The organism is Streptomyces sp. NPDC043812, assembly GCF_056436245.1.
This window is the reverse complement of the sequence record NZ_JBWKCY010000043.1, coordinates 1-23,546: the sequence shown is the minus strand read 5'-3', so window position 1 is coordinate 23,546 and position 23,546 is coordinate 1. Positions and strand designations below refer to the sequence as shown.

Genomic DNA, 23,546 nt, shown 5'->3' with positions numbered 1-23,546 from the left:
AGGGCGCATGAAACTGTCCGGCGGCGTGGAGTGGGCGCTGCACTGCTGTGTGGTCCTGACCGCGGCAGTCGAGCCGGTCCCGGCTGCCCGGCTTGCGCAGCTGCACGACGTCTCGCCCAGCTACCTGGCCAAGCAGATGCAGGCCCTGTCCCGGGCGGGCCTCGTGAAGTCCGTGCAGGGCAAGACGGGTGGGTATGTGCTGACGAGGGCTGCCGCCGAGATCACGGTCCTGGATGTGGTGCAGGCGGTCGACGGGGCGAGCCCGGCGTTCGTGTGCACCGAGATTCGCCAGCGCGGTCCCCTCGGGACACCGCCCCAGGACTGCACGAAGCCGTGCCCCATAGCCCGCGCGATGAGTGCCGCCGACGCCGCCTGGCGGTCATCGCTCCAGGGTGTCTCCATAGCGGATCTGGTTGGCTCGGTGGAGCAGGACAGCGGGCCTCAGGCTCTGCCAAGCATCGGCACATGGCTCAACTCGGCAAATGTCTCCCACGGCTGAGGGGGCATCATGTGGGCGGCACGTCGGCCCGGACCGGGCTTCGGCCGCTGATGTCACCTGCCCATGACCGGACCGGCGCCCCCGGCCACCGCACCGGCGCCGAGGCTGCCCTCGACTCGTGGGAACGGGCCTGCCGTGCCCGAGAAGCTTCCCGGCGCTGTGACCGCGTAGTTGGGGGCCAGGGCTGTGTCGTCGGGCTCTCGTGGTCCTCAGGGGCACGCACGATCGTGGAGTCGACCGAGGCGGCCCAGTGGAGGTTCTTGCCGGCCATGGTCCGGGACATCGGGTCGGTGAACACCCGTTCCCGGAACCCGACAGCGGGCCGCATTCGCAAGGCGTCGTCGCTCGGAAGGTGACGTCGTCGGCGGTGATGTCCCGTGCCACTCCGGCGCGACACGTGCAGCAGCCCGGGGAGGCCGACGGGCCGCGAGCTGGGAGCCGTCAGGCCGTGCTCTCCTTGTTGTCCTTGAGTTTCTGCCAGATGGTGCTGAGTGTTCGGAGGTCGTCCTGGTCGAGCAGGTCGGTGAATACCGGGGCCAGGCACTGCCGACGCGTGGAGTCGGCCTCCGTGAAGAGTCGGCGGCCCTCCTCGGTGAGCGAGACCTCGACGGAGCGGGCGTCCCGGGCGGAAGGCGTACGGTTGACCAGACCGCGGCTGTGGAGTGCATCGACGACACGGGAGACCTGGCTGCGGCTGAGCATCGTGCTGTTGCCGAGCACGGATGCCGGGACCGGGTCCGGGCTGGACGCGAGCCAGAGCATGACCTCGAACCAGGAGACCGGCAGATCGTGGGCCTTGGTCAAGGCGCGGTCGACGCGTTCGGTCAGTACGGTTCCGGCCCAGACGAGCCCGTAGAAGGCGTGGTCGGCGGCGGGCATCTCCGCCTGTGTGAGCTTCCTCTTCGTCATGGTCCGAGCTTAGCGGTTGCGTGCGCACGCACATAATGGTTATGGTGTGTGTACACGCACGCAATCGTGTTTTTCGGATCCCTCCCGCGATCCGTACCTGTCCCACGAAAGGTCACACCATGTCTGCCAACGATTCCAAGGTCGTCCTGATCACCGGAACCTCCTCCGGCATCGGCCTGGCCGCTGCCGTCGCCGCCGCCAAGGCCGGCTGGCGCACCGTGGCGACCCTGCGCGACACCGGCCGTGCCGACGCGCTGCGCAAGGCGGCCGCGGACGCCGGTGTCGAGCTCGACATCCGGCAGCTCGACGTCACCGACGAAGCATCCGTGACCGCGGCGATCGACGGCGTGATCGCCGACCACGGGCGCCTCGACGCCCTGGTCAACAACGCGGGCGCCGGGCACCTCGGCACGCTGGAGAACGAGAGCGTCGCCGACGTGCGCACGGTCATGGAAGTCAACTTCTTCGGCGTGCTCCACGTCTCCAAGGCTGCCCTGCCTCACCTGCGCGCCTCCGGTGGCCGTCTGATCACCGTCACGAGCGTCGGCGGCGTCATCGGGCAGCCCTTCAACGAGGCTTACTGCGCAGCCAAGTTCGCCGTCGAGGGCTATATGGAGAGCCTCGCGCCGGTCGCGGCCGGGCTCGGCGTGACGGTCTCCGTGGTCGAACCGGGCGCCGTCGCCACCGAGTTCGTCACCAACATCGGCGTCGACCTGGAGGGTGAGATCGCCGCCGCGGGGCCGTATGCCGCGCAGCTGCAGGCCTATATCGACCGCACCGTCGCGCAGTTCCTCAATGGGGCGCAGACTCCCGCCGAGGCCGCCGATTCCGTACTGAAGGCTCTCACCGAGGAGCAGCCGGCATTCCGCATCCAGACGTCCGAGTGGGCCCGCGGCTTCACCGGCACCAAGCTGGCCGATCTTGACGGCTCGGCGGTGCAGGCCCTCACCGGTGCCTGGGTCCGATGACCGTCACCTGACCCGGTCCGGCACGGCGGTGGCCTTCATCGGCGGGCAGTGCGCCGGGCCGGACGTCGCCGCCATGCAGGTGAGGGGCGCCCGGGCGTCTCACTCGGCCCCTGAACGGCCGGATCTCCCGGATCCTGAACTCCCATCGCATCCCCTGGACCGGGATGTTGCGGCGACCACGAGAACGGAAGGCGTGCCGGGAGGGCATTCTGCAAGAGGCGGACGTGCGCTATCCCGAGTGCCGGAACCTGCTGCGGTATTCCGTCGGTGTCGTGTTCAGCTTCCGTCGGAACGCGCGGATCAGGGTGTCGGGAGTGTTGAAGCCGCACGCCGACGCGACACGTTCGAGGGTGTCGTCCGTGGACTCGAGCTGGTTCCGCGCCACTTCGACGCGGGCCGACTCGATGTAGGCGGCCGGGGTCGTACCGAGTTCGGTCTTGAAGATGCGGGCGAGCTGCCGTTCGCTGACATGGGCGTGCTCCGCGAGATCGGCGACGGTGAGGTGTCCGGCACAATGCCGAGTGACGTAGTGGCGGATGTCGTCCATGCGACGGGTGGTCGAGACGGGTTCGATCGGGACGCTGAACTGGCTCTGCCCACTGGGGCGTTTCAGGTACATGACGAGCTGCCTGGCGATGCGCAGGGCGACGGCCTCGCCGAAGTCCTCGGCGGCGAGAGCGAGTGACAGGTCGAGGCAGGCGGTGATGCCGGCTCCGGTCCACACGTCGTGGTCGCGGATGAAGATGGGGTCGGCGTCGACCTCGACCGCCGGGTGGTCGGCGGCGAGCTGCTGCGCGGTGGACCAGTGGGTGGTGGCCCGCTTGCCGTCGAGCAGCCCGGCGGCTGCCAGGATGTGCGCCCCCACGCACACGGAGGCGACGCGCCTGGCCCTGCCTGCCAGCTCCTTCACCCAGTGGACCACGGTGGGGTCGGCGATGGCGTGGACGCGGCGGTCGCCGTCGACCTCGACCGAGCCGGGAACCATGAGGGTGTCGATACTGCGCGCGGATGCTTCCTGGAACGTGATGTCGGGGAGGATGCGCACCCCTGCAGAGGTGGTGACGGGGTCCATGGTTTCGGCGGCCAGCACCACGTGGTAACCCTCTGCGTCGCCGGTCTCCCGTTGCAGCAGGGCGAACACTTCCGGGGGGCCGGTGACGTCGAGAAGGTCGACGCCGTCGAAGAGGAGCACGACGATGAACCGGTTGAGGCTGCTCAAGGGGTGTCCGTCCGGTTGGGGTCGATGGCACGACACCACACCGCACCAAGTGTCTGTATCTGCAAGTTACATGACATTGCCGCCATGCAGTGGGGGTTCGTAGCGTGGGCGGTGCGCCGTCACGCGATGGCCCTGACCTTTTGATACGTAACCCGAGAAGGTGCAGCATGCCTACGACAACCCTGCGGGAACTCAATGGACTTGACCAGACCCCGGCCTCGCTGGCCCGTGCGACGCTGGTCCTGGTCGACTACCAGAACACCTACACCCGCGGTGTGATGGAGCTGGAGGGGTGGCAGGCCGCGCTCGATGCTGCCGCGCTGCTGCTGGCCCGGGCCAGGGAAGCGGGTGCGAAGGTCGTCCACGTCGTCAACGACGGAGGCGAGGGCACCCCGTACGACATCCGTGCCGAGATCGGCCGGATCCACCCGAGTGTGGCGGCCGTCGAGGGTGAGCCCGTCGTGGTGAAGACCACGCCCGACGCTTTCCACGAGACGAACCTAGGGGAGGTGGTGGACGGCGCCGAGAACAAGGACGTCATCATTGCCGGGTTCATGACGCACATGTGTGTGCAGTACACGGCGTCCGGCGCGTTCCTGCGCGGCAACCGGCCGACGGTGGTGGCGGATGCGTCGGCTACGCGCCCCCTGCGGGCGGCGGGTGTAGAGGTGCCTGCCGTACAGGTTCACCATGGTGCGCTGGCGACGATCGAGGATCTGTACGGCGTGGTGGTTCCGTCGGCTGCTTCCCTGGGCTGATTCCCCGCAGGTGCTCCGCGACGGCACGCCCCGGAAGGGGCGCCGGCAGGCGAGCCCGCGGCTGCCCGTACGCGCCGTCCGGACTGAGGATGCGTCCGGCGAAGTACAGGGCAGCCGCACGTCCCTAGCCGCCGGCCGCACGGTGATCCGAACGACAGGACCTAGCCGTTGAGGTGGGTGCCGATGTGGAGGAACGCCTGGACGAGGGGAACCTGAGGTACGGCGGGGGAGACGACCTGGGAACCGAAGTGGACGACGACGAGGTCGAGTCCGGGGGAGATGAACAGACGCTGGCCGTGGATACCGCTGGCCATGAAGGAGCCGTAGGGGTCGTTCGGGATCCACCACAGATCGTGGTACGAGAGGGTGGCGGGGGCGTTTGCGGGCGCGGCGGGGAAGCGGACCCGGCGCGGGTATCCGTCCGGGACGCCGGACACAACGGTGGTGGCGACGGTTTCCGGGACGATCTGCCGGTCGCCGACGGCGCCGCCGCAGCGGATCATCTCGCCGAGCCGGGCCACGTCGCGCGCCGTGGCGCTGAAGCCGCCGCAGGCGGACTCGGTCCCCTCCGCGTCGAGGAGGTAGTAGGCATCCTCCTCCGCGCCGATGGGGGACCAGAGCAGCTCGGACAGGAGCGCTGACGTGGTGGTTGTGCTGACGCGACGCAGGACTTCGGCGAGCGCCTCGACGTTGCCGTTCTCGTAGCGGAAGTCGGTGCCCAGCTCGCCGGTCGCCCGGGCGGTGGCGAGGTGTTCGCGGATGGTGGCCGGCCCGGTGTAGCCGTAGGGGCGCAGTTGGGGCGCGAGGACGGCGAAGTAGCGCTGGGCTTCGAGTGCCTTGTCGTAGGGGCGGCCCGCGTAGTTCATCTGCGTGCCCATGTGGAGCAGGTGGTCGACCTGGGCGTCGCCGAATGCGGTGCCGGCGAGTTCGGGAACGTACGTGGCGACCTGGGCGCCGCGGTCGAGTTCGCCCTCGTGGGCGAGCATCGCGGCCAGCAGGCCGAGGTAGGACTTGGCGGCTGAGGCGTTGAAGTGCGGCACGTGGGGCTCGTAGCCGTGCAGGTACTGCTCGTGGACGACCTGGCCGCGGTGCAGGACGAGAAGGGCGTCGGTCTCGGCTGCGGCGAGTAGAGCCGGGAGCGAGCATGTCTGCCCGTTCGGGCCGGTGAACGTCAGGCCGTCGAGGCCGTCTCCCGCGGTGGGCAGTTCCCATGGCCCGCCCGCGCCCCGCCAGACGCGGCGAGTGGGCACGGTCTCACGCCCCGCGACGGTGTGCCGTCGCACCCAGGCAGGGTCGGTGAACCCGCGTGCCCAGGTGAGATCTGACAGGGAAGACATGCCGGTCATGTGCCCGCTCCGCTCTTCGCGATCATGCGCTCTGGGCTCGATACCGTACATCGTGTCTGGTAACTCTCGCCAGGGAGCCGATCTCCGGGCTCGAAGAGGACCCGTGCTGCCGCCGCTCGCGTCCGGGTCAGGGTGCGAGGTCGAGGGCCCCCGGAGCGTCCGACGGCGCGAGGCCGGTGGCCCAGATGCGGCCGTAGACGGACAGGTCACGCAGGTGGGCGGTGATATCGGCGGCGCTGTAGCCGGTGTCGTTCTCCACCCACCAGGACAGCACTCCGATGAGCTCGCCCGTCCAGGCGCGCGCGACGACGTCGAACGGGACGCGCGGTGTCGCCCCGAGCTGTTCGGCCCGCTCGCGGAAGACCTTCTCCGCCTGTGCGCAGATGATCTCGGTGAACTCGCGCAGCGCCCGGCCGTCGCCCTCACCGCGAAGAACCACCTGGTAGACGGGTCGTTCCTGTCGCGCGTGCTGGAAGATGTACAGCACCGGAAGACCGGTGAAGCCCTTCGAGTGCGCCTGTTCGACGGCCGGCAGCAGGCGCTCGCGGTCCTCGGCCAGATCCTGGACGATCCCGACGAGCAGGTCCTCCTTGTCCCGGTAGTGGGCGTAGAAGGTCGCCCTTCCGACATCCGCGCGTTCGGTGATCTCCTCGACCGTGATCGCCTGGAACCCCCTGTCCAGGACCAGTTCGACCAGGGCCTGGCGGAGCGCGGCGCGCGTCCGGCGGACGCGGCGGTCTCCCGCGGGCTTCATGTCCACATCGTTTCCTTCTCGTCCGAACCGTTGACCTGACCCTAACGCCACCTTTACGTTGCCGAACATCAAGATAGTTATTGAACACAACGTTCGGAAACTCTGGAGTGGGAATGAACCTCGGGCGGTACGTACGCCGGACAGCCGGCCATCACCCCGACGCGGAAGCCGTGGTCTGCGGGGCGACCCGGCTGACCTACGCGGAGCTCGACGACCACAGCGACCGGCTCGCGACCGCGCTGCGCGAGCTCGGCCTGAGCAGGGGCGATCGCGTGGCGACGCTCGCGGCCAACCGCGCCGAACTCGTCGTCACCGAAGTGGCCCTCTACAAGGCGGGCTTGGCCCGCGCCCCGATCAACACCCGGCTCGGCACGGCGGAAGTGGCCCATCTGCTGGGCGAGTCGGACGCCCGCGTGCTGCTCGTCGACGCGGGACACCTGGAAACGGCCCGCGAGGCGGTGCCCGGCACCGGGGTGAAGACGGTCATCGGCTACGACGGCCCGAGCGGCCTCGGCCCCGGCTACGCCGAGACCGTCGAGGCCGCCCTTCGCGAGCCGGTCGACGTGGAATGCGGCGAGGACGACATCGCCGTCCTGCACTTCACCTCGGGCTCCACCGGCAAACTCAAGGCAGCGGTCCAGACCTACGGAAACCGCCTGGCACTGATGCGCAAGTCGGTGATGAACGCGGAGACCCGCGTCGGCCGCGGCGACAAGCAGATCCTTGCCGGGCCCGTCACCCACGCCTCGGGCATGCCGCTGATGGGCATCTTCTACGCCGGCGGCTGCGCGATCGTCCTGCCGCGCTGGGACGCCGCCGACTTCCTCGCCACCGTCCAACAGGAGCGTGCCACCCATGCGTTCGTCATCCCGACCATGGTCAACACGGTGCTGGCACTGCCGAACGCCCTCGACCACGACCTCTCCAGCCTGCGCCGGCTGATCTACGGCGCCGCACCCATGTCCCCGGCCCGCATCCGGGCCGCCTGGGACCTTTTCGGCCCCGTCCTCTCCCAGGGGTACGGGTGCGGCGAGACCACCTCCGGCGTGCTGTTCCTCTCCACCGAGGACCACCGGCTCGCGATCGAGGGCGAGGACGAGGAATTGCTGCTCTCCTGCGGTCGGCCACTCGCCGAGGCCGAGGTCAGGATCGTCGATGACAACGGCCGCTCGGTCGCCGACGGCGAGATCGGGGAGATCGCCGTCCGCGGACCCGACGTCGTCCCCGGCTACCACAACGAGCCCGGACTGACCGCCGAGACCTTCCGCGACGGCTGGTTCCTCACCGGAGACCTCGCGCGCCGACGCTCCGACGGCTACGTCTTCATCGTCGACCGCAGGAAGGACATGATCATCTCCGGCGGGTTCAACATCTACGCCGTCGAGGTCGAGTCCGTTCTGCATCAGCACCCCGACGTCTTCGAGGCGGCCGTCGTCGGCATCCCGGATGCCGAGTGGGGCGAGGCGGTCAAGGCCGTTGTCGTCCCGCGCGACGGCGTGACGCTCGGCAGCTCCGAGCTGATCGAGTTCTGTGCCGAGCACCTGGCGCGCATGAAGAAGCCCCGCTCGGTCGACTTCGTCACCGCGCTGCCCCACAACCCCAACGGCAAGATCGACCGCCGCGCGATCCGTGAGCGGTACTGGACGGGCGCGGAGCGCCGCGTCCACTGAACCCCCCGGATCCCGAAACCCTGAACAGGAACCCGCGCACCATGCCCTACACCCTCGAGCCCTCCTACGACGACAACCCCCGCCTGAAGGACCTGGTGGTCCGGCTGCGCGGCTACCTCGCCGACGAACTCGTCCCGTACGAACGCGAGCACGGCATCACGGCCGAGAGCAAGCTCGACCGGGCCACCCTCGAACACGTCTGGCAGCGCAGCCGCGAACTCGGCTTCTACGGCATCAGCCTGCCCGCCGAGCTCGGCGGGCAGGGCCTGAACTTCGTCGAACTGTGCGCCCTGAAGCAGGAGCTGACAGCGTCCGGCGCGGCTCTGTCGCACTCGGTGCTCGGAGACATGGGCGGACCGCTGCGCCTCGGCGCCATCGTGAAGTACGCGACCGACGACCAGCTTCAGCGTTACCTGCTGCCCGTCATCCGCGGTGAGCGGGCATGCTGCTTCTCCCTCACCGAGCAGGACGCGGGCTCCGACGTACGGCGCATGACCACCACCGCGACCCCGGACGGCGACACCTACGTGCTCAACGGGCACAAGGTGTTCAGCTCCGCCGCCCCCTTCGCGGACTTCGCCATCGTCGTCGCCCGCATGGCCGGGACCGAGGAGGAGTACAGCGCCTTCCTGGTCGATCTGGACACCCCGGGCTGCAGGGTCCTGGACGGCGAAGTCCCCATGTCCGGCCAGCAGATGGAAGGCGACCTGCTCTTCGAGGACTGCCGGATCCCGGCCGACAGCCTGCTCGGTGAGATCGGTCAGGGTCTGCGCATCGGCATCGGCCGCATCACCCTCAACCGGCTGCTGCACTGCCCCTCGCTCATCGGAGCCGCCCGGCGCGCCTGGGACCTGTCAGTCGCGTACTCCAAGAGCCGCGTCGCCTTCGGCCGCCCGCTCCTGGCGCACCAGGCCATCCAGCACAAGCTCGCCGAGATGGCCACCGACCTCTACGCGGCCCGCTCGATGGTGATGGCCACCGCCGCCCGCGCCGACCGCGGCGACAACATCGCGGTGGAGGCCAACATGTGCAAGCTGTTCACCGCCGAGGCGTGCTTCCGCGTCGCCGACCAGGCCGTGCAGATTCACGGCAAGGCCGGGCTGACGCGTGGTCACGAGGTCGAGCAGATCTTCCGCACACTGCGGATGTTCCGGATCGTCACCGGTACGAGCGAGATCCACAAGAACGCGATCGTCAAGGCCCTCGTCTGACCAAGGCCGTTCAGGACCTTCAGACCTCTTCGAGGCGGTGCCGTCGCCCCTGCCACCAGGTGCCGACGGAACCGGGACAGGCAGCGAGCCCCGCGATACGGACACCCGTGATCCGCACGCGTACGGGGCCTGCCCGTCCCGGCCACCGGGACCGCCCGTCGTCCCGACCCCCTGCTCCAACCGCACCCGCAGGAGTAGTCACCCATGGCACCCCATCCCGCCGCACCTCCCGTCGACCGTCCCAAAGACATGGCGGCGCCCGGCAACGACCGCCGTCGCGCCTGGCTGGTCACGGCGATGATCGTCGCCTTCATGGTCATCAACTTCGCCGACAAGTCCGTCCTGGGCCTCGCCGCCGTACCGATCATGGACGAACTGCATCTCAGCAACAGCACCTACGGCCTGGTCTCCAGTTCGTTCTCCCTGCTTTTCAGCCTCTCCGGGCTCGTCGTCGGCTTCCTCTCCGCGCGGATCTCCAGCCGCACCCTCCTGTTCGTCATGACGCTGCTGTGGGCCGTCGCCCAGCTGCCCGTCCTGATCGTGGCCGCGGTCCCCACCCTTCTGGCCGGCCGCATCCTGCTCGGCGCCGCCGAGGGGCCCGCGGCCTCGATGTCCATGCACGCGCTGTACAAGTGGTTCCCGCCCGAACGGCGCGGACTGCCCTCGGCCCTGCAGATTGGCGGAGCGGCCCTCGGAACGCTCGTCTCCGCACCCGTGCTCACCTGGCTCATCAGCGGATTCGGCTGGCGTTCGGCGTTCGCCGCCCTCGCCGTCACGAGCACGGTCTGGGCCCTGGTGTGGTGGCGGGTCGGTCACGACGGCCCCTTCGACCACGCCCGCGCACCTGAGGGCGAAGCCGCGACGCTCGCACACCGACTGCCCTACCGCCGGCTCCTGCTGACCGGAACCGTACTGGGCAGCATCTCCAGCGCATTCGGAGCCGCCTGGGCCCTCTCGCTCAGCCATGCCTGGTTGCCCGCCTACCTCAGAACCGAGCTCGACATGAGCCCCGGGGCCGCGGCAACCACCATCAGCGCCATCTCCGCCTTCAGCCTCGTCCTGCTGCTGACCGTCTCGCCGCTCATGGACGCGCTCAAGGCCCGTGGCGTGTCCAGCCGCTGGTCCAGCGGTGCCGCACAGGGAATCGCGGTCTGCGTCGCGGGCTGCGCGATGGCCACCTTCCCTTTCACCGACGCCGCCGTGCCCCGCCTGCTGCTGATCGCGCTCGCCTTCGGCACCGTCGCCGTCGCCATTCCCCTCCACTACATGACCGCTGCCGAAGTCGTCCCCGCCGCCCAGCGCGGCGCCCTCTTCGGCATCGTCGCCGCAACCGGCACCCTCCCGGGCCTGGTCGCGCCCTTCCTCACCGGCCACCTCATCGACTCCGCGGACGCCCCGGACTCCGGCTACACCACCGCCTTTCTCATCACCGCCGCGGTGATGCTGTTGGCGGGCGCGTCCGCTGTCGCGGCCATCAGGCCGGAACGCGATGCAGCGCGCCTCGGCGCCGCCGGAGACGGACCGGACACCTCCCGCACCTCTTGGGCCAGGAAGTAGTCGGCGGGGCCGGAGGACGTCTCCGAGGAGGAACTGCTGCGCCGGGTCGGGGCGGGCGGATCGGGAACCTCGGAGAGACGCATGGGGACGCCTGATGAATACGAGGGGCCACTGGAGTGCGCCGCCCTGCCCTGAAGGCAGCTGAGGGTCCCTCACGGCCGCTGCCTGTGGGCCATCCGCACCACACCTTCTCCCTCCTCGCCAGTCGATGTTTATCAGGGTTGACCAGCACTTTTGTCGCTTTTCCCGCTTCGGTCGGGTGATGTGGGCGTGCCGTTGTCGGTGATCGCACCGAGTGTTGTGTACGGCAGTGCGCTGCGCTGATTCCTGGGGTGCCGTCCCGGGGCGTCTTGTGGTGAAGGAGAAAACGATGAGGGTGTCTCAGATGTGTGTGGGGTTGGGTATGGCCGGCGCCGTTGTGGCCCTGTTGCCGACGGCGGCATGGGCGGGAGGAACGCCTGCTCCGAGCGGGCCGTCGAATGTGAGGGTCAGTCCCTCGCAGGTACACCAGGGCGCGAGTCTGACGGTGACCGCGAGCGGCTGCACTGGCGGCGGAACCGTCAGCTCCTCCGCCTTTCCCACCGTGAATCTGTCCCAGGGAACGACGGCGACCGCGACGGCGCGGGTGGACAACACAGCCGCCCCCGGTGCGGCGACTCTGACCGTGAGGTGCGGTGCCCGCAGCGCCAACGCGACCTTCACCGTCGTTGCGGGTGCTGCCGCGCAGGGCGGCATCGGTGGCTCCCAGGGGCCCAGCGTCACAGAAATGACTGTCGGCGGCGGCATGGCTGTCGCGGCTGCGTCAGCGGGCGCGTTCTATTTTGCCCGCAGCCGAAGGCGTGGCCTGGCCGCACCGCGAAGCTGACCCACCGGCTGGAACCTCATACGTGTGGGTGGTGTGCCGTGGGACGAGCACGGCTTCACCACCCACACCCGCGACGCGGGTGAGGGCGTGATCGTCGGCGGGTGCTGCGGGTGCTGCGGGGGCGGCGAAGGCCGTCGTGCGGACCACCGTCTTCGCCGACAGGTCGTACGGCAACAGTGGGGGTGGCGGCTTCGCGAACCTCGACACTCTGGCCCGACCGTCAGGGACTGCCCGGTGACCCAACTTCGCCAGGATCGACCCGGCGGAATCCTCAACAGCGGCGGCACCGTCACGCTCTCCGGCAGGACCACCGTGACCAACCGCTACCGCACCAACCGCACCCCGCCCGGTAACCGACTGCGTGAACTGCCCCGCACCGGCCGTCGCCCTCGAACCACACCGTTCTGCCGGTGACTCGGGGTCCGACCCCACCGGTTGGTGACCGCCTCGACCAGCAGCATCCCGCGCCCGCCCTCCGCGAGACCACGTCTTGCGCGTACGGGCGGGCCGTGCGTTGAACGCACCCCGGCCTGGCCTGTGCGTGCCCGCCGCCACGCACGCGACGACGAGAGGCTCGTTCAGCACAGCGAAGCGCTCACCACCTGGGCCGCCCTCACGCTGATGACCCGCCGCCCCGCCCAGCAGAAGGCACTTCTCGCACAGGTCGCTCGACCGGCGTCACGCCGGTCAAGAGGCGGTCCCGTGGTCACGGTTCACTCCGCATGTCAAAAATCCTTTACGTGATGTCAGCTCTGCTTTACATTCATGGCGTGACACACGAAGAAAAGCGCGCGTGGATCATCGCGGTGGTCACCGTCGCCATGTACGTGACCTACCTGGCCGTCATTCTGGACCGCGCGACCAACACCCCACTCACAGACGTCTCTTACGTATCGACCATGCTCTGGGCCGTCGGGGCCTCCATCGCGGTGTCGATCGTGCTCAGCATCGTCGTCTCGATCACCGCCTCCCGGGAAGCCGGCCGAAGGGACCAGCGCGACAAGGAGATCCACCGGTTCGGCGAGTACGTCGGCCAGTCGTTCGTCGTCATCGGCGGGGTCGCGGCCCTGGCCATGTCGCTGGCCGAGCTCGACCACTTCTGGATCGCCAATGTGATCTACGCCGGCTTCACCCTGTCGGCGATCCTCGGCTGCGTCGCCAAGATCGCCGCGTACCGGTGGGGCTTCCGGCCTTGGTGAACCAACGGACCAGAGTCATGAACTCGATCCGGTCCCTCCGGTTCGCGCACGGAGAGATGACACAGGCCGAACTGGCCGACCGGATCGGCGTCACCCGCCAGACCGTCATCGCCATCGAGAAGGGCCGGTACTCGCCCTCCCTGGAGATGGCCTTCCAGATCGCCCGCGTGTTCAAGGTCCCGCTCGACGACGTGTTCCAGTACGTGGACAACGAAGAAGGAGACGCATCGTGAAGGCAATCGTCCAGGACGTGTACGGCTCCGCCGACGTCCTTCAGCTCAGGGACATCGACAAGCCGGTGCCCGGCGACGACGACGTCCTCATACGCGTACGCGCGGCCGGCGTCGATCCGAGCGTGTGGCACCTCATGACCGGGCAGCCGTACCCGATGCGCCTGATGGGCTTCGGACTCCGCGCGCCCAAACTCCGGGTGCGCGGCTGGGACGTCGCGGGGACCGTCGAGGCGGTCGGCAACAACGTGACCCGGTTCCGGCCCGGCGACGAGGTGTTCGGCACGTGCGAGGGCTCCTTCGCGGAGTACGCGTGCACCCCGGGGGACCGGTTGGCAGCGAAACCACCAGGGGCCACCTTCGAGCAGGCGGCGGCCGTTCCGATCTCCGGCTTCACCGCCCTCCACTCGCTTCGCGAGGAAGGGCGGATACGGAAGGGGCAGCAGGTCCTGATCATCGGCGCGGGCGGAGGGGTCGGGACGTACGCCGTGCAACTGGCCAAGGCGGTGTTCGAAGCCGAGGTCACCGGCGTCTGCGGCACGGACAAGACCGACCTGGTCCGCTCGCTCGGCGCGGACCACGTCATCGACTACACCCGCGACGACTTCACCGCCGACAGCCGCCGCTACGACCTCGTCATCGACACCGCCGGCAACCGACCGCTCTCTCACCTGCGGCGCGCCCTCGCCCCTCGGGGCACCCTCGTCCTCGTCGGAGGCGAAGGGGGAGGGCGATGGTTCGGCGGCCTGCACCGCTCCCTCGGAGCACTGCTCCTGTCCCCGTTCATCGGCCAGTACCTGCGCGCACCCTTCGTGAAGGAGCCCAAGGAGGACGTCCTCCAGCCCCTGGCCGACTACCTCGAAGCCGGCCACATCACCCCGGTCATCGACAGGTTGTACCCCCTGAGCGAAGCCGCCGACGCCGTCCGCCACTGGGAAAAGGGCCACACCCGCGGCAAGCTCGTCCTCACCGTCTGAGACGCCCCGCGTTCGCGTTCGCCGGTGCCGGGTCGGCGCGCATCCGTTCCTCCGTTCCTCGGGAGTGGCCGGACGGATGTGTTCCGACGCCACCTCCCGCCCCAGCCCCCACCGAGCCTTGTCACCCACGTCGTCCAAGGTGCCCGGCCACGGCGTTCTCAACGGTGGCTGCGCAGCCGGTGCACGGCCACATTCAATGCCTGTACGGCTTCCTGGGCGTGATCACGCTCCTGGCCGTCGTCGATGGCTTCCAGGGCTGCGGCGGCGGCCGTCCGCACACTGTGCGGCAGGCCCTCGTCGGCCGCAATCCGGTACGCGAGGGCCCGGCGGGCGTCGCGTTCCCCGACGGTGACACCGGCCGGACCGGTCAGAGGGAACGCGACAGCCTCGTACGCGGTGACCCCGAGGAGCACGGCCTGGGCCAGGCCCTGGCCGTAACCATGGGCGGTCGCGTCCGACTCGGCCTGCTTCAGGTCCGCGAACACGCGTCGGCGGATGACGACCGTGCCGCCCCACGCTGCGGCGCCGGTCACCAGCCCCGAGGTGACCGCTGCCACCGCCCCACCCAGGACGTACCCACCACTGGCCGCGACGACCGCCACGGCGAGCGACAGCAGAGCGGTGATCAGCACGTACACGCGGGTGACGGCGCGGGTGTCCATGACGAATCAGTATGCCCAACGGTCACGGACGAGAGCAGGCCGACCAAGACCATCGCCCCCTGCGGGCGCGTAGGTCGGACCGCGTGTGGCGAAACAGGTGGCCAGATCGGTCAGGAATCGAGAAGCGCGGGGTACGGAGTCGCACTTAGCCTGATCATCATGGACATCACCATTCACGCGAGCTTCCTCCCGCACGACGACCCGGACGCGTCCCTGGCTTTCTACCGCGACGCCCTCGGCTTCGAGGTCCGCAGTGACGTAGGACAGGGCAAGATGCGCTGGATCACGGTCGGCCCCGCCGGCCAGCCCGGCACGTCCATCCTCCTGGCGCCGCCGGCCGCCGACCCGGGGATCACCGAGGACGAGCGCCGCACCATCGTCGAGATGATGGCCAAGGGCACCTACGGCTGGATCCTGCTGGCCACCCGGGACCTCGACGGCATGTTCGAGAAGGTGCAGGCCACCGACGCCGAGGTCGTCCAGGAGCCCACCGAGCAGCCGTACGGCATCCGCGACTGCGCCTTCCGTGATCCCGCGGGCAACCTGATCCGCATCCAGGAGCTTCGCTGAGCCGACCGGTCATCGATGCGGCCATGACGGCCGGCGTCGCGACCACCTGCGAAGACTCCGGCGGCCGGCGCTTGCGGGCCGCTGCCCTCGACCACCCCCTCGGCGGCCGCACCATCGCAGAACTTCTCGCGATGTCGGCCGCCGAGGCCGAGGCGCGCACGCCGGCCGCCTACCCGACCGCGCACAAGGGCGGCGTCCACATGCCGCGCCGACCACCGGCCTCCATCCCACCGCCGCCGAGCAGTTGCTCGGCTTCTTGGCATGCTCGACCGGCTCGTCGACTCCGGCCGGCCGGTGATCGCCATCGAGCACCTCGCCGCCTGCCTCGGCATGCAGCCCAGGTGCTCGCGGCCATCGATGAAAAGGAGTTCTCCCATGTGTCACCCCTCGTGGGGGCGCGCACGCACCGCGGCGCAGCGCCTGAGCGACCTCTCGCGACTGCGCCGCGTCCGCGACCGGATCGACCGGGAGTACGCGCAGCCGCTGAACGTCGAGGCACTCGCCGGCGGCGTGCACATGTCCGCCGGGCACCTCAGCCGCCAGTTCCGCCTCGCCTACGGCGAATCGCCGTACGCGTACCTGATGACGCGTCGCATCGAACGCGCGACGGCACTGCTGCGTCGTGGCGACCTCAGCGTCACCGAGGTCTGCTTCGCGGTCGGTTGCTCATCGCTGGGCACGTTCAGCACCCGCTTCACCGAGCTGGTCGGCATGCCGCCCAGCGTCTACCGGCGCCGCGCAACGGGCGCTGCGGCGGGGATGCCGCCGTGTGTGGCGAAACAGGTGACAAGACCGGTCAGGAATCAAGAAGCGCCCGCCGCCGAGCCGCAACTAGCGTGATGGCCATGGCATCCATCGAATCCATCACCCTCGAGGTGGCCGACACCACGGCCGCCGACCGCTTCTACACCGCCGCCTTCGGCCTGGACACGCAGATCCGCATGCGGGCCTCGGAGGCACCCACAACCGGCTTCCGCGGGTTCACCCTCTCGCTCACGGTGTCCCAGCCGGCCACCGTCAACAGCTTCATCGACGCCGCCCTCGCCGCCGGCGCCACGCCGCTGAAGCCCGTCACGAAGTCGCTCTGGGGCTACGGCGGTGTCGTAGAGGCCCCTGACGGAACGATCTGGAAGGTCGCGACCTCGGCGAAGAAGGACACCGGCCCTGCCACCCGGCAGATCGACGACATGGTGCTCCTGCTGGGAGTCGCGGACGTGGCCGCGAGCAAGCGGTTCTACGTCGACCAGGGCCTCGCCGTGGCGAAGAGCTTCGGCCCCAAGTACGTCGAGTTCGCTGCTGGGTCGAGCCCCGTCAAGCTGGCGCTGTACAAGCGCCGTGCCCTTGCCAAGGACGCCGGCGTCTCTCCCGACGGCACCGGCTCGCACCGCCTCACGATCGGTGGCGATGTCGGGCCTTTCACCGACCCGGACGGGTTCGCATGGGAGGCCGCATCCCCTGCACCCACGTCGTGATGTGTCACCGCTCCGTGCCTGTCTGGTCGCCGATCTGGGGACAGCGGGGCTCGGGGCGGTGCCATGTGCCCAGGTGATGCTGGAGGTTTCGCGTGGCCCGGTCGGAGGACCGTCCGGACCGCACCCTGAATTCGCGCGCCTGGGTGATGTGCACGTTCCCCTTCGGGCCACTGCGCCAGTTCACCCGAGCCGACTCCAACCATCCACCCACCCGGTTCAGACGCGTGAACTGCACTGGTACGTGCGCCGGCGCAATGCCGATGTCCGCCACCCCGACGTCTTGGCCGCCCAACGCCGCGCGCCCGAATCCGCAGCGAGAAAGGGCGTCTGCTGGGGCGGACAACTCCGGTCGACCGCAGTCCGAACAGGCATCCCGGCCCGGTCGAGACCGCCCGCGGCGAACGGTTCGCAGTCGGCGTCCTTTGCCAACTCCCTTACGTGCAGGAGCGCCTCAGGACAGGGCCTAGCCGTTTGTGGGACACGGCGGCTGTCCCGCCCTGCCCCCGCAGGGCTCAGCACCGAGTGCAGGTGCGGGGCGGAGGGGGACACCGTTGGCCAGCAGCACGTCGCGGACATGGAGGATCAGCGGGAACACCTCTTGGTTCCAGTCCTCGCCCTGTTCGTCCCAAGCGCGTTGCTCCGCCTCGACGGCCATCCGGTCCTGCGCGAAGACCCGCTCGGTGAAGCGCCGGATGAACGGCCAGGCGAGATGAAGAGTCCCCGGGACGGGCGGCTTCGCGATCGTGAGCAGTCCGAACGTGTGGTTGGTGCGTTGGTCGGCGGCCTGGGGTACGTAGGCGGCCCACAGGGAGAACGCCGGCAGCGCAGCTTTCTCGGGGACCGCCTGCAGGGTCCGGGCGCCGGCCGGCAGCAGGTCTGATCGGCGGCCGTAGTCCTCGCTCACCTCTCTTGTCTCCCCCGGGTCCGTGTCGAGCAGGTTCGCCCCGGAGAGTGACAAGGTGATGGGTCGCGGTCTTCTCGTAGCGGGTGGCGATGCGGCGCCACTGCTTCAAGCATTGCTGCTTCGCTCGACCGGTTTCGCTGCTTGGATGCCTCGCGGTCGATCGCGTGTCGCGCAGTAGCTCCTCCGTGAGCCGCCCCCGTCAGGCGCTCCGCGAGGGCGAGGACCGCCGGCTTGACGTCGAAACCGAACGGTCCGCCGCCGTGAGCGGAGTCATGCCCACAGTGGGCGAATTCCAGGGCGGGGGTCCGGTCGCCGCCGCGGCCGAGCCCCGCACGCGGTCGACCGCCTACTGCGGTTTTGTCGCGATCTGGATCAGGTTGCCGCAGGTGTCGTCGAAAACGGCTGTGGTGACCGGGCCCATCTCCAGGGGCTCCTGGGTGAAGCGGACGCCGAGGCCGCTCAGGCGCTCGTACTCCGCCTGTACGTCGTCGACGGCGAACTGGGCGAGCGGGATGCCGTCCTGGACGAGCGTGTCGCGGTAGGTCTTGGCGGCCGGGTGGCCGGTGGGCTCCAGGAGGAGTTCGGTGCCGCCGGGCTCGTCGGGCGAGACGACGGTCAGCCACCGGTCCTTCTCGCCCACCGGGACGTCGTGCTTCTTCACGAAGCCGAGGATCTCGGTGTAGAAGCGCAGGGCCTTGGCCTGGTCGTCGACGAAGACGCTGGTCAGATGGATCTTCATGGGGTGCTCTTCTCCGGTCCGGATGTGTCGGGCTCGAGCCATCGCTCGGTGATGTGCCGCAGCGGGGCTGTGTTCAGGTCGTGGAACTTGTAGCGGCCCTCCCGCCTGGTCTCGACGAGCCCGGCGGCCTCCAGCACGGCGAGGTGCTGGGAGACCCCCTGGCGCGAGATGCCGAGCTGATGCTTCATGCTCAGTCGCGAGCAGATCTCGAACAGTGTCTGTCCGGACCTCTCCGTGAGCTCGTCGAGGATGGTTCGGCGGGTGGGGTCGGCCAAGGCTTTGAAGAGGTCGTCGGCCACGACCCCAGGATAGGCAACTATTCACTTGCCTATCAAGTCGAGGTGTGCCGCCTCCCGAGTTGCCCGCCGACGGCGGGAGCGGGCCCGCGAGCAGCGAGGACGCGGCAGGCGGCTCGGGAGGCCGGTGGCCCTGGTCAGTGCGACTCTCGCCGTCGAGGGTGCCCGGGGCGCCGTGCACCACGACAGCGACTCCTCCATGGCCAAGGCCGAGGATGTCGTCGCACAGATCAACAACGGTTCGGGCGAGGCGTTCGCGATTCGGGGCGACTGGCGAAGGCCGCACAGGTGGAGCGTGTCTTCGACGAGGTCATCAACCGGTTCGGCAAGCTGGACTGCAGCATCGACACCGCAGGGATGGTGCTGACCAAGCCGCTGACCGAAATCACCGAGGAGGAGTATGACCGCATGTTCGCGGTCGACCCCAAGGCCGCGTTCTTGGCCAACGACAGCCGGGGAAGCATGCGCACCCGGTCGGCCCTCCACGGTCACCGGCGACAGGGACAGCCGATTCACGAAACCAGGCAGGCCTGACCGCATCGCCGGTTCGGACCCCAGCGTCGGAATGAGACGATCATGAGCCACTCGGAATCCTCAGCCGGTGCGTGGCACCGGCCCATGGTGGCGCGCCTCGCGAGCGAGAAGCACCGCACCGCCACCGCCCTGGAGCTCTTCTTCGACCTGTGCTTCGTCACCGCCGTCGCGCAGGCCGCAGCCGCGTTCGAGCACGAACTGGCCGCCGGGCACATCGGCCACGGTGTTCTCGGCTACGCACTGGTGTTCTTCGCCATCTGGTGGGCCTGGATGAACTTCACCTGGTTCGCCTCCGCCTACGACACCGACGACGTGCCCTACCGGCTGCTGACGCTTGTGCAGATCACGGGCGCGCTCGTCATGGCGGCCGGCGCGGCCAAGGCCCTCGAGGACTACGACTTCACCGTCATCACATGGGGCTACGTCGTGATGCGGCTCGCCATGGTCACCCAGTGGCTCCGCGCCGCCCGCTCCGACCGTGAGCGCAGGCGCTGCTGCCTGCGCTATGCAGTCGGCATCCTCGTGGTGCAGATCGGCTGGGTGGCCCGCCTCGCCCTACCCGGCGACGGCGGCCTCGTCGCGTTCGCCGTCCTGGCCGTGGCCGAACTCGCTGTTCCCGTCTGGGCGGAACACGCTGCCACCACCACCTGGCATCCGCACCACATCGCGGAACGCTACGGCCTGTTCACTCTGATCGTCCTCGGCGAATCCATCACGGCCGCGACCTTCGCCGTCCGCTCCGCACTCGACACCGACGCCTCGTTGGGTGACGTCGCCACCCTCACCGTCGGCGGCGTGCTCACCGTCTTCGCCATGTGGTGGCTGTACTTCGCCCAGAACGCCCACCGTCGCCTGACCACGCTCAACGCCGCACTCCGCTGGGGCTACGGCCACTACCTCGTCTTCGCCTCCGCGGCAGCCGTCGGGGCCGGTCTCGCCGTCAACGTCGCCCACACCACAGGCCACGGCCACCTGAGCGACCACGCCGCGGCTGCCACCTACACCATCCCTGTCGCCGTCTTCGTCGCGGTCGTCTGGATCCTGCACCACCGCACGGAGGAGCTGCGGAACACAGCCGACGTCATCTACCCCCTGGCCGTACTCGCCATCCTCGCGGCCACCCTCACGCCCATCCCGGTTCTCGTCACCGGCCTGCTCACCGCGGCCCTCATCACTGCCACACTCATCGCGGTGGCACGCAAGGCGAGCCTGCCGAACCGTGGCTGAGCGCTCATGCCGCCCCGCACGAGGATGTGTTCGCCGACCCGGCCCGCCCTTACCCGAATCAGCCTCTCCTGCAGCAGGCCGCTATTGCGCACGACTTGGCCATCCGGGTCAACCAGTGGCTCTGCTCGGCAGGCCGATCCCGTACTACTTGATCGACTGTTGGTTGGCCGTCAGGCCGCATCCCGGTTGTGGGCGTCGTTCGGGAGTGTTCGTCCGGCCGATGACCCGTGGAGGAGGGCGGACGACTCCAGCGGATCGGACCTCGAAGACGCGATCCGACTGCGTTGCGCGATCGTCGTGCTGATGTCGGCCCAGGGCCGGCCGATGCGAAACATCACCTGGGTGTTGAGGAGGTCCTGGAGGACTGCGTCCTCCAGGACCTCCTGCGTCTGCCCCGGGGCGGCGCGTCAGCGGGCTGGTGACTTCCCGGCCGCTTGCTGTCCGGCGGGGCTTCGGTGGTGCGCGCCAGGGCTATTGCCAGATGGAGTCGACCCAATCGGGGTGGTCTATGAACGGGTTGCGGTTCTTCTGTATGCCGTAGATGGCCTGGTTGCGGTCCTGTTCGAAGGTGTCCGGCGGGTCCTGCTTGCTCCACTGCTTCAGTACGGACAGGCGGCCGATGTTCGGGGCGGAGCCGTTGTCGACCTGGTCGTTGGGTTCGAGGTCGGCGAAGCCGTCATCGCCGTCGTAGCGGACGGCCATGTAGAGGATCATGCGTGCCACGTCGCCCTTGACCGCGTCGCGCGGTTCGAAGGAGTCGGCGTCCGTGAAGTTTCCGGGCGCTTCACCGACCTCGTCGCCGCCGGCGTCGAAGTCCTTGTTGCCGCGGGTGCTGTTCACCGACACGTCGGTGGGCCGTAGGTGGTGGATGTCGGTGCCGGGGCCGGTGCTGGTGCCGAAGTCGCCGTGGGACTTCGCCCACACGTGCTCGCGGTTCCAGTCGTCCGCGCCGCTGCCATTGCTGTCCTTGGACTGCGAGCGGCCGGTGTAGAGGAGTATCACGTTCGACGGGTTGTCCGGATCCTCGTCAGTGGTCTTCAGCGCGTCCCAGACTTGGTCGTAGGACAGTTTCGTCTGCTCGCTGATGATCGTGTGCAGGGCGGCCTTCAGCTCCGGGCCACTCTTGCCCAGCGCGTCCTGGTAGTAGGTGTCGTCCAACGACACCACCGCGGGTCGGCTCGAGTCGGGGGCGGACTGGGTTGCCACAGCGACCGACGGGACAGCAACGGCCGCAACTGCCGCGGCCACGGCAGCGGCCCGCCAGGACCGCCGACGGCGAAAGCGATGAGTGGACATGATGTGGGGGGTGTCCTCTCCCGATACGGGCACCCGCAAGACGCCAACACGGCACTCACGGGCACAGGGTGATTGAGTGTTCGAATCAGGGAGACTGCCACGCGGCACACGCCGGAGAGTGGACGAGCTGCGCCCATCCCGTGCCGACACCGTGAACGCCGCCCAAAGCCGCCTATTCGTGGTCCCGGGGGAGTGCCCGAACAGGTCCTGCTCGGCTGTCAGTGGCTCCGCATACGTTGCCCGCATGACGCACCACGTGATCGAGAGCCGCACCTTGGAAGCTGCTCTCTCCGATGCTCGCCAGGCCGTGACGGAGTACGACAACGCCCGTGAGTGGCTGCTGCGCAGAGCTGACGGGGTGGGGATCGGACCGTTGGGGGCTGACGTGTGGGTTTTCGACACGGAGCTGACGCACGTCCTGCTGGTCAACCACCGCTGGCGAGGATGGGTCTCGCCCGGCGGCCGGGTGGAATCAGGCGAGACGCCCCGCGAGGCGGCGGCCCGTGAGCTGTTCGAGGAGACAGGCATCAGCGCGGAACTCCTCGCGACGCCGACGGCGGTGACCGTTCGCTCCTACCATCCCGGCTGGTCGGCCACGATGGGTGTCTCCTTCGCCGCAGTCGTTGACCGGGCCACGCCGCTCATCCCGGAACATGGTCAGCCTGCGGCTTGGCTGCCGTTGGGCGAGCAGTGGCGGGGGTACTTCTCCGAAGACCGACTCCGGATGAGCCAGTACGCCGCGCTGATCGCACGGAACCAGACCGGGGCCTATCCGAGGACGGAACTGGTCGATCCTGTCCGGGTGTTGAAGCCGCTCGCTGTCGCCGAACGCCGGTGACCCTTGGGTCGGCCGTGTTGATTCCACGTGTCGGCGTTCACGCCCGGGGTCGTAGGTGGCCCGCCGCGCGCGGGCAAGTCGCGGTTGCAGGCCGCTCGCGCGTGGATGGGCTCCCCGGCGCTTCCGTCGCAAACTCAACTGGACGGCGTGACCGGGGACCACATGCCGAGCCACTGATCGGCGCCCCAGGCCTCGAACCGCTCTACCTCAGTGAACCCCAACTTCGCCGCGAGACGCATCGAGCCGACGTTGGCGGTCTGGGTGGTGAGCACCACCGGCTCGCCGGGAAGGACGCCGTCGAACCAGTCGAGTGCCGCCGCGCACGCCTCGGTGGCGTACCCGAATCCCCACGCCCGCGGCAGGAACAGGTAGCCGAGATCGGCCTTCCCCGCGGCAGCCGGGCGACGGTGCTCCGTTGCTCTCCTGAGCAGGATCTGGCCGATCATCGACCCGTCGAGATCGACGACGAAGCTCCCGGGCCGCCGCGCGGGCACCTCGGGCATCTCGCGCTCAAGCTCGTCACGCGGCCGGGGGCCGCCGAGGTAGGTGTGCACCTCTGGCGAGGCGAGCAGCTCGATGAACGCCGTACGGTCCCGGGTCTCGGGCTCACGGAGCACGAGCCTCTCGGTCCTGATCGGCTCAGGCGGCCACGCCACGAGTCCCAGATCTTCCATTCGCGCACGCTAACAAGTGGCGAAACCAACCGAACGGGAAACGCTTAACTCCACCTGGATCCGAACCCCGAACAGCATTACTGATCTTTTCGTAAGTTTGGTGGGTGTGGTGGCCGTGTGGGTGGGAGGCTGTCGGGGTGGCATATCAACCTTCCCCTTCGGTTGCCGGGTC

At 69.0% G+C, this 23,546-nt stretch carries 25 protein-coding genes and 2 pseudogenes; 17 read left to right on the top strand and 10 right to left on the bottom strand.

The genetic code is table 11. The annotated features are described in order from the left end of the window. Nucleotides 1-7: 7 nt before the first annotated feature. Nucleotides 8-499 (top strand): RrF2 family transcriptional regulator, encoded by a 492-nt coding sequence (locus AC067Z_RS36465; RefSeq protein ID WP_478793944.1) that lies wholly within the window; start codon nucleotides 8-10, stop codon nucleotides 497-499. 441 nt (nucleotides 500-940) lie between these two features. On the opposite strand, the gene AC067Z_RS36460 is transcribed toward AC067Z_RS36465, so the two are convergent. Further along, a complete protein-coding gene (locus AC067Z_RS36460; RefSeq protein ID WP_478793943.1) occupies nucleotides 941-1,408 on the bottom strand; it encodes a MarR family winged helix-turn-helix transcriptional regulator in 468 nt (155 codons plus the stop codon). A gap of 119 nt (nucleotides 1,409-1,527) precedes the next feature. Between AC067Z_RS36460 and AC067Z_RS36455 the strand changes: the two genes are divergently transcribed. Then, entirely contained in the window at nucleotides 1,528-2,376 is an 849-nt protein-coding gene (locus AC067Z_RS36455; RefSeq protein ID WP_478793942.1) for an SDR family oxidoreductase, read from the top strand. A 229-nt stretch (nucleotides 2,377-2,605) separates the two neighbouring features. Here AC067Z_RS36455 and AC067Z_RS36450 read toward each other — a convergent pair whose 3' ends face one another. Further along, nucleotides 2,606-3,595 (bottom strand): GlxA family transcriptional regulator, encoded by a 990-nt coding sequence (locus AC067Z_RS36450; RefSeq protein ID WP_478793941.1) that lies wholly within the window; start codon nucleotides 3,593-3,595, stop codon nucleotides 2,606-2,608. 167 nt (nucleotides 3,596-3,762) lie between these two features. On the opposite strand from AC067Z_RS36450, the gene AC067Z_RS36445 reads away from it, so the two are divergent. Further along, nucleotides 3,763-4,353, top strand: a complete 591-nt coding sequence (locus AC067Z_RS36445) for an isochorismatase family protein (RefSeq protein WP_478793940.1) — start codon at nucleotides 3,763-3,765, stop codon at nucleotides 4,351-4,353. 161 nt (nucleotides 4,354-4,514) lie between these two features. Here the strand turns inward: AC067Z_RS36445 and AC067Z_RS36440 are convergent, their stop codons facing one another. Both AC067Z_RS36440 and AC067Z_RS36435 read right to left on the bottom strand, forming a co-directional pair. Continuing rightward, entirely contained in the window at nucleotides 4,515-5,699 is a 1,185-nt protein-coding gene (locus AC067Z_RS36440) for a serine hydrolase domain-containing protein (RefSeq protein ID WP_478793939.1), read from the bottom strand. Nucleotides 5,700-5,826: 127 nt separating this feature from the next. Further along, nucleotides 5,827-6,453: a TetR/AcrR family transcriptional regulator gene (locus tag AC067Z_RS36435; protein WP_478793938.1), complete on the bottom strand. Its 627-nt coding sequence runs from the start codon at nucleotides 6,451-6,453 to the stop codon at nucleotides 5,827-5,829. Between the two features lie 113 nt (nucleotides 6,454-6,566). Here AC067Z_RS36435 and AC067Z_RS36430 point away from each other — a divergent pair, with 113 nt between their 5' ends. The 8 genes and pseudogenes from AC067Z_RS36430 to AC067Z_RS36395 all read left to right on the top strand — a co-directional run bounded on the left by AC067Z_RS36430 (nucleotide 6,567) and on the right by AC067Z_RS36395 (nucleotide 14,162). Then, a complete protein-coding gene (locus tag AC067Z_RS36430) occupies nucleotides 6,567-8,123 on the top strand; it encodes an acyl-CoA synthetase (RefSeq protein ID WP_478793937.1) in 1,557 nt (518 codons plus the stop codon). A 41-nt stretch (nucleotides 8,124-8,164) separates the two neighbouring features. Continuing rightward, the gene (locus tag AC067Z_RS36425) at nucleotides 8,165-9,334 is read left to right on the top strand and encodes an acyl-CoA dehydrogenase family protein (protein WP_478793936.1); all 1,170 of its coding nucleotides are present in this window, start codon (nucleotides 8,165-8,167) and stop codon (nucleotides 9,332-9,334) included. Nucleotides 9,335-9,538: 204 nt separating this feature from the next. Next, nucleotides 9,539-10,891, top strand: coding sequence for an MFS transporter (locus tag AC067Z_RS36420; RefSeq protein ID WP_478793935.1), 1,353 nt, complete (start codon nucleotides 9,539-9,541; stop codon nucleotides 10,889-10,891). Nucleotides 10,892-11,990: 1,099 nt separating this feature from the next. Next, nucleotides 11,991-12,170 carry a hypothetical protein gene (locus AC067Z_RS36415; protein WP_478793934.1) on the top strand — a complete coding sequence of 60 codons (180 nt, stop codon included), beginning with the start codon at nucleotides 11,991-11,993 and terminating at the stop codon, nucleotides 12,168-12,170. 96 nt (nucleotides 12,171-12,266) lie between these two features. Then, nucleotides 12,267-12,389, top strand: a pseudogene (locus tag AC067Z_RS36410) (IS5-like element IS4811 family transposase); the annotation flags it as partial. A 137-nt stretch (nucleotides 12,390-12,526) separates the two neighbouring features. Beyond that, nucleotides 12,527-12,955 carry a hypothetical protein gene (locus AC067Z_RS36405; protein ID WP_478793933.1) on the top strand — a complete coding sequence of 143 codons (429 nt, stop codon included), beginning with the start codon at nucleotides 12,527-12,529 and terminating at the stop codon, nucleotides 12,953-12,955. 17 nt (nucleotides 12,956-12,972) lie between these two features. Further along, the gene (locus AC067Z_RS36400; RefSeq protein ID WP_478793932.1) at nucleotides 12,973-13,188 is read left to right on the top strand and encodes a helix-turn-helix transcriptional regulator; all 216 of its coding nucleotides are present in this window, start codon (nucleotides 12,973-12,975) and stop codon (nucleotides 13,186-13,188) included. After that, on the top strand, nucleotides 13,185-14,162 hold the full coding sequence (locus AC067Z_RS36395; RefSeq protein ID WP_478793931.1) for an NAD(P)-dependent alcohol dehydrogenase: 978 nt from the start codon (nucleotides 13,185-13,187) through the stop codon (nucleotides 14,160-14,162). The genes AC067Z_RS36400 and AC067Z_RS36395 overlap by 4 nt, the downstream gene beginning before the upstream one ends. A 158-nt stretch (nucleotides 14,163-14,320) precedes the next feature. On the opposite strand, the gene AC067Z_RS36390 is transcribed toward AC067Z_RS36395, so the two are convergent. Next, the gene (locus AC067Z_RS36390) at nucleotides 14,321-14,824 is read right to left on the bottom strand and encodes a hypothetical protein (RefSeq protein ID WP_478793930.1); all 504 of its coding nucleotides are present in this window, start codon (nucleotides 14,822-14,824) and stop codon (nucleotides 14,321-14,323) included. Between the two features lie 159 nt (nucleotides 14,825-14,983). Between AC067Z_RS36390 and AC067Z_RS36385 the strand changes: the two genes are divergently transcribed. The 3 genes from AC067Z_RS36385 (at nucleotide 14,984) to AC067Z_RS36375 (ending at nucleotide 16,866) form a co-directional block, all read left to right on the top strand. Beyond that, on the top strand, nucleotides 14,984-15,394 hold the full coding sequence (locus AC067Z_RS36385) for a VOC family protein (protein WP_478793929.1): 411 nt from the start codon (nucleotides 14,984-14,986) through the stop codon (nucleotides 15,392-15,394). 375 nt (nucleotides 15,395-15,769) lie between these two features. Then, a complete protein-coding gene (locus AC067Z_RS36380) occupies nucleotides 15,770-16,234 on the top strand; it encodes a helix-turn-helix transcriptional regulator (RefSeq protein ID WP_478793928.1) in 465 nt (154 codons plus the stop codon). 5 nt (nucleotides 16,235-16,239) lie between these two features. Next, the gene (locus AC067Z_RS36375) at nucleotides 16,240-16,866 is read left to right on the top strand and encodes a glyoxalase (protein ID WP_478793927.1); all 627 of its coding nucleotides are present in this window, start codon (nucleotides 16,240-16,242) and stop codon (nucleotides 16,864-16,866) included. 463 nt (nucleotides 16,867-17,329) lie between these two features. Here the strand turns inward: AC067Z_RS36375 and AC067Z_RS36370 are convergent. The 3 genes and pseudogenes from AC067Z_RS36370 to AC067Z_RS36360 form a co-directional block, all read right to left on the bottom strand. Further along, nucleotides 17,330-17,722, bottom strand: a pseudogene (locus tag AC067Z_RS36370) (aromatic ring-hydroxylating dioxygenase subunit alpha); the annotation flags it as partial. A 394-nt stretch (nucleotides 17,723-18,116) separates the two neighbouring features. Continuing rightward, entirely contained in the window at nucleotides 18,117-18,509 is a 393-nt protein-coding gene (locus tag AC067Z_RS36365) for a VOC family protein (RefSeq protein WP_478793926.1), read from the bottom strand. Then, nucleotides 18,506-18,808, bottom strand: coding sequence for an ArsR/SmtB family transcription factor (locus AC067Z_RS36360; RefSeq protein ID WP_478793925.1), 303 nt, complete (start codon nucleotides 18,806-18,808; stop codon nucleotides 18,506-18,508). The genes AC067Z_RS36365 and AC067Z_RS36360 overlap by 4 nt, the downstream gene beginning before the upstream one ends. A gap of 285 nt (nucleotides 18,809-19,093) precedes the next feature. Here AC067Z_RS36360 and AC067Z_RS36355 point away from each other — a divergent pair, with 285 nt between their 5' ends. After that, entirely contained in the window at nucleotides 19,094-19,339 is a 246-nt protein-coding gene (locus AC067Z_RS36355; protein ID WP_478793924.1) for a hypothetical protein, read from the top strand. A gap of 42 nt (nucleotides 19,340-19,381) precedes the next feature. Continuing rightward, nucleotides 19,382-20,566, top strand: a complete 1,185-nt coding sequence (locus tag AC067Z_RS36350) for a low temperature requirement protein A (RefSeq protein WP_478793923.1) — start codon at nucleotides 19,382-19,384, stop codon at nucleotides 20,564-20,566. A 471-nt stretch (nucleotides 20,567-21,037) separates the two neighbouring features. Here the strand turns inward: AC067Z_RS36350 and AC067Z_RS36345 are convergent, their stop codons facing one another. After that, nucleotides 21,038-21,862, bottom strand: coding sequence for an endonuclease I family protein (locus AC067Z_RS36345; RefSeq protein WP_478793922.1), 825 nt, complete (start codon nucleotides 21,860-21,862; stop codon nucleotides 21,038-21,040). 244 nt (nucleotides 21,863-22,106) lie between these two features. On the opposite strand from AC067Z_RS36345, the gene AC067Z_RS36340 reads away from it, so the two are divergent. Next, the gene (locus AC067Z_RS36340; protein WP_478793921.1) at nucleotides 22,107-22,700 is read left to right on the top strand and encodes an NUDIX domain-containing protein; all 594 of its coding nucleotides are present in this window, start codon (nucleotides 22,107-22,109) and stop codon (nucleotides 22,698-22,700) included. A 134-nt stretch (nucleotides 22,701-22,834) separates the two neighbouring features. On the opposite strand, the gene AC067Z_RS36335 is transcribed toward AC067Z_RS36340, so the two are convergent. Continuing rightward, nucleotides 22,835-23,374, bottom strand: coding sequence for a GNAT family N-acetyltransferase (locus AC067Z_RS36335; RefSeq protein WP_478793920.1), 540 nt, complete (start codon nucleotides 23,372-23,374; stop codon nucleotides 22,835-22,837). Between the last annotated feature and the right edge of the window lie 172 nt (nucleotides 23,375-23,546).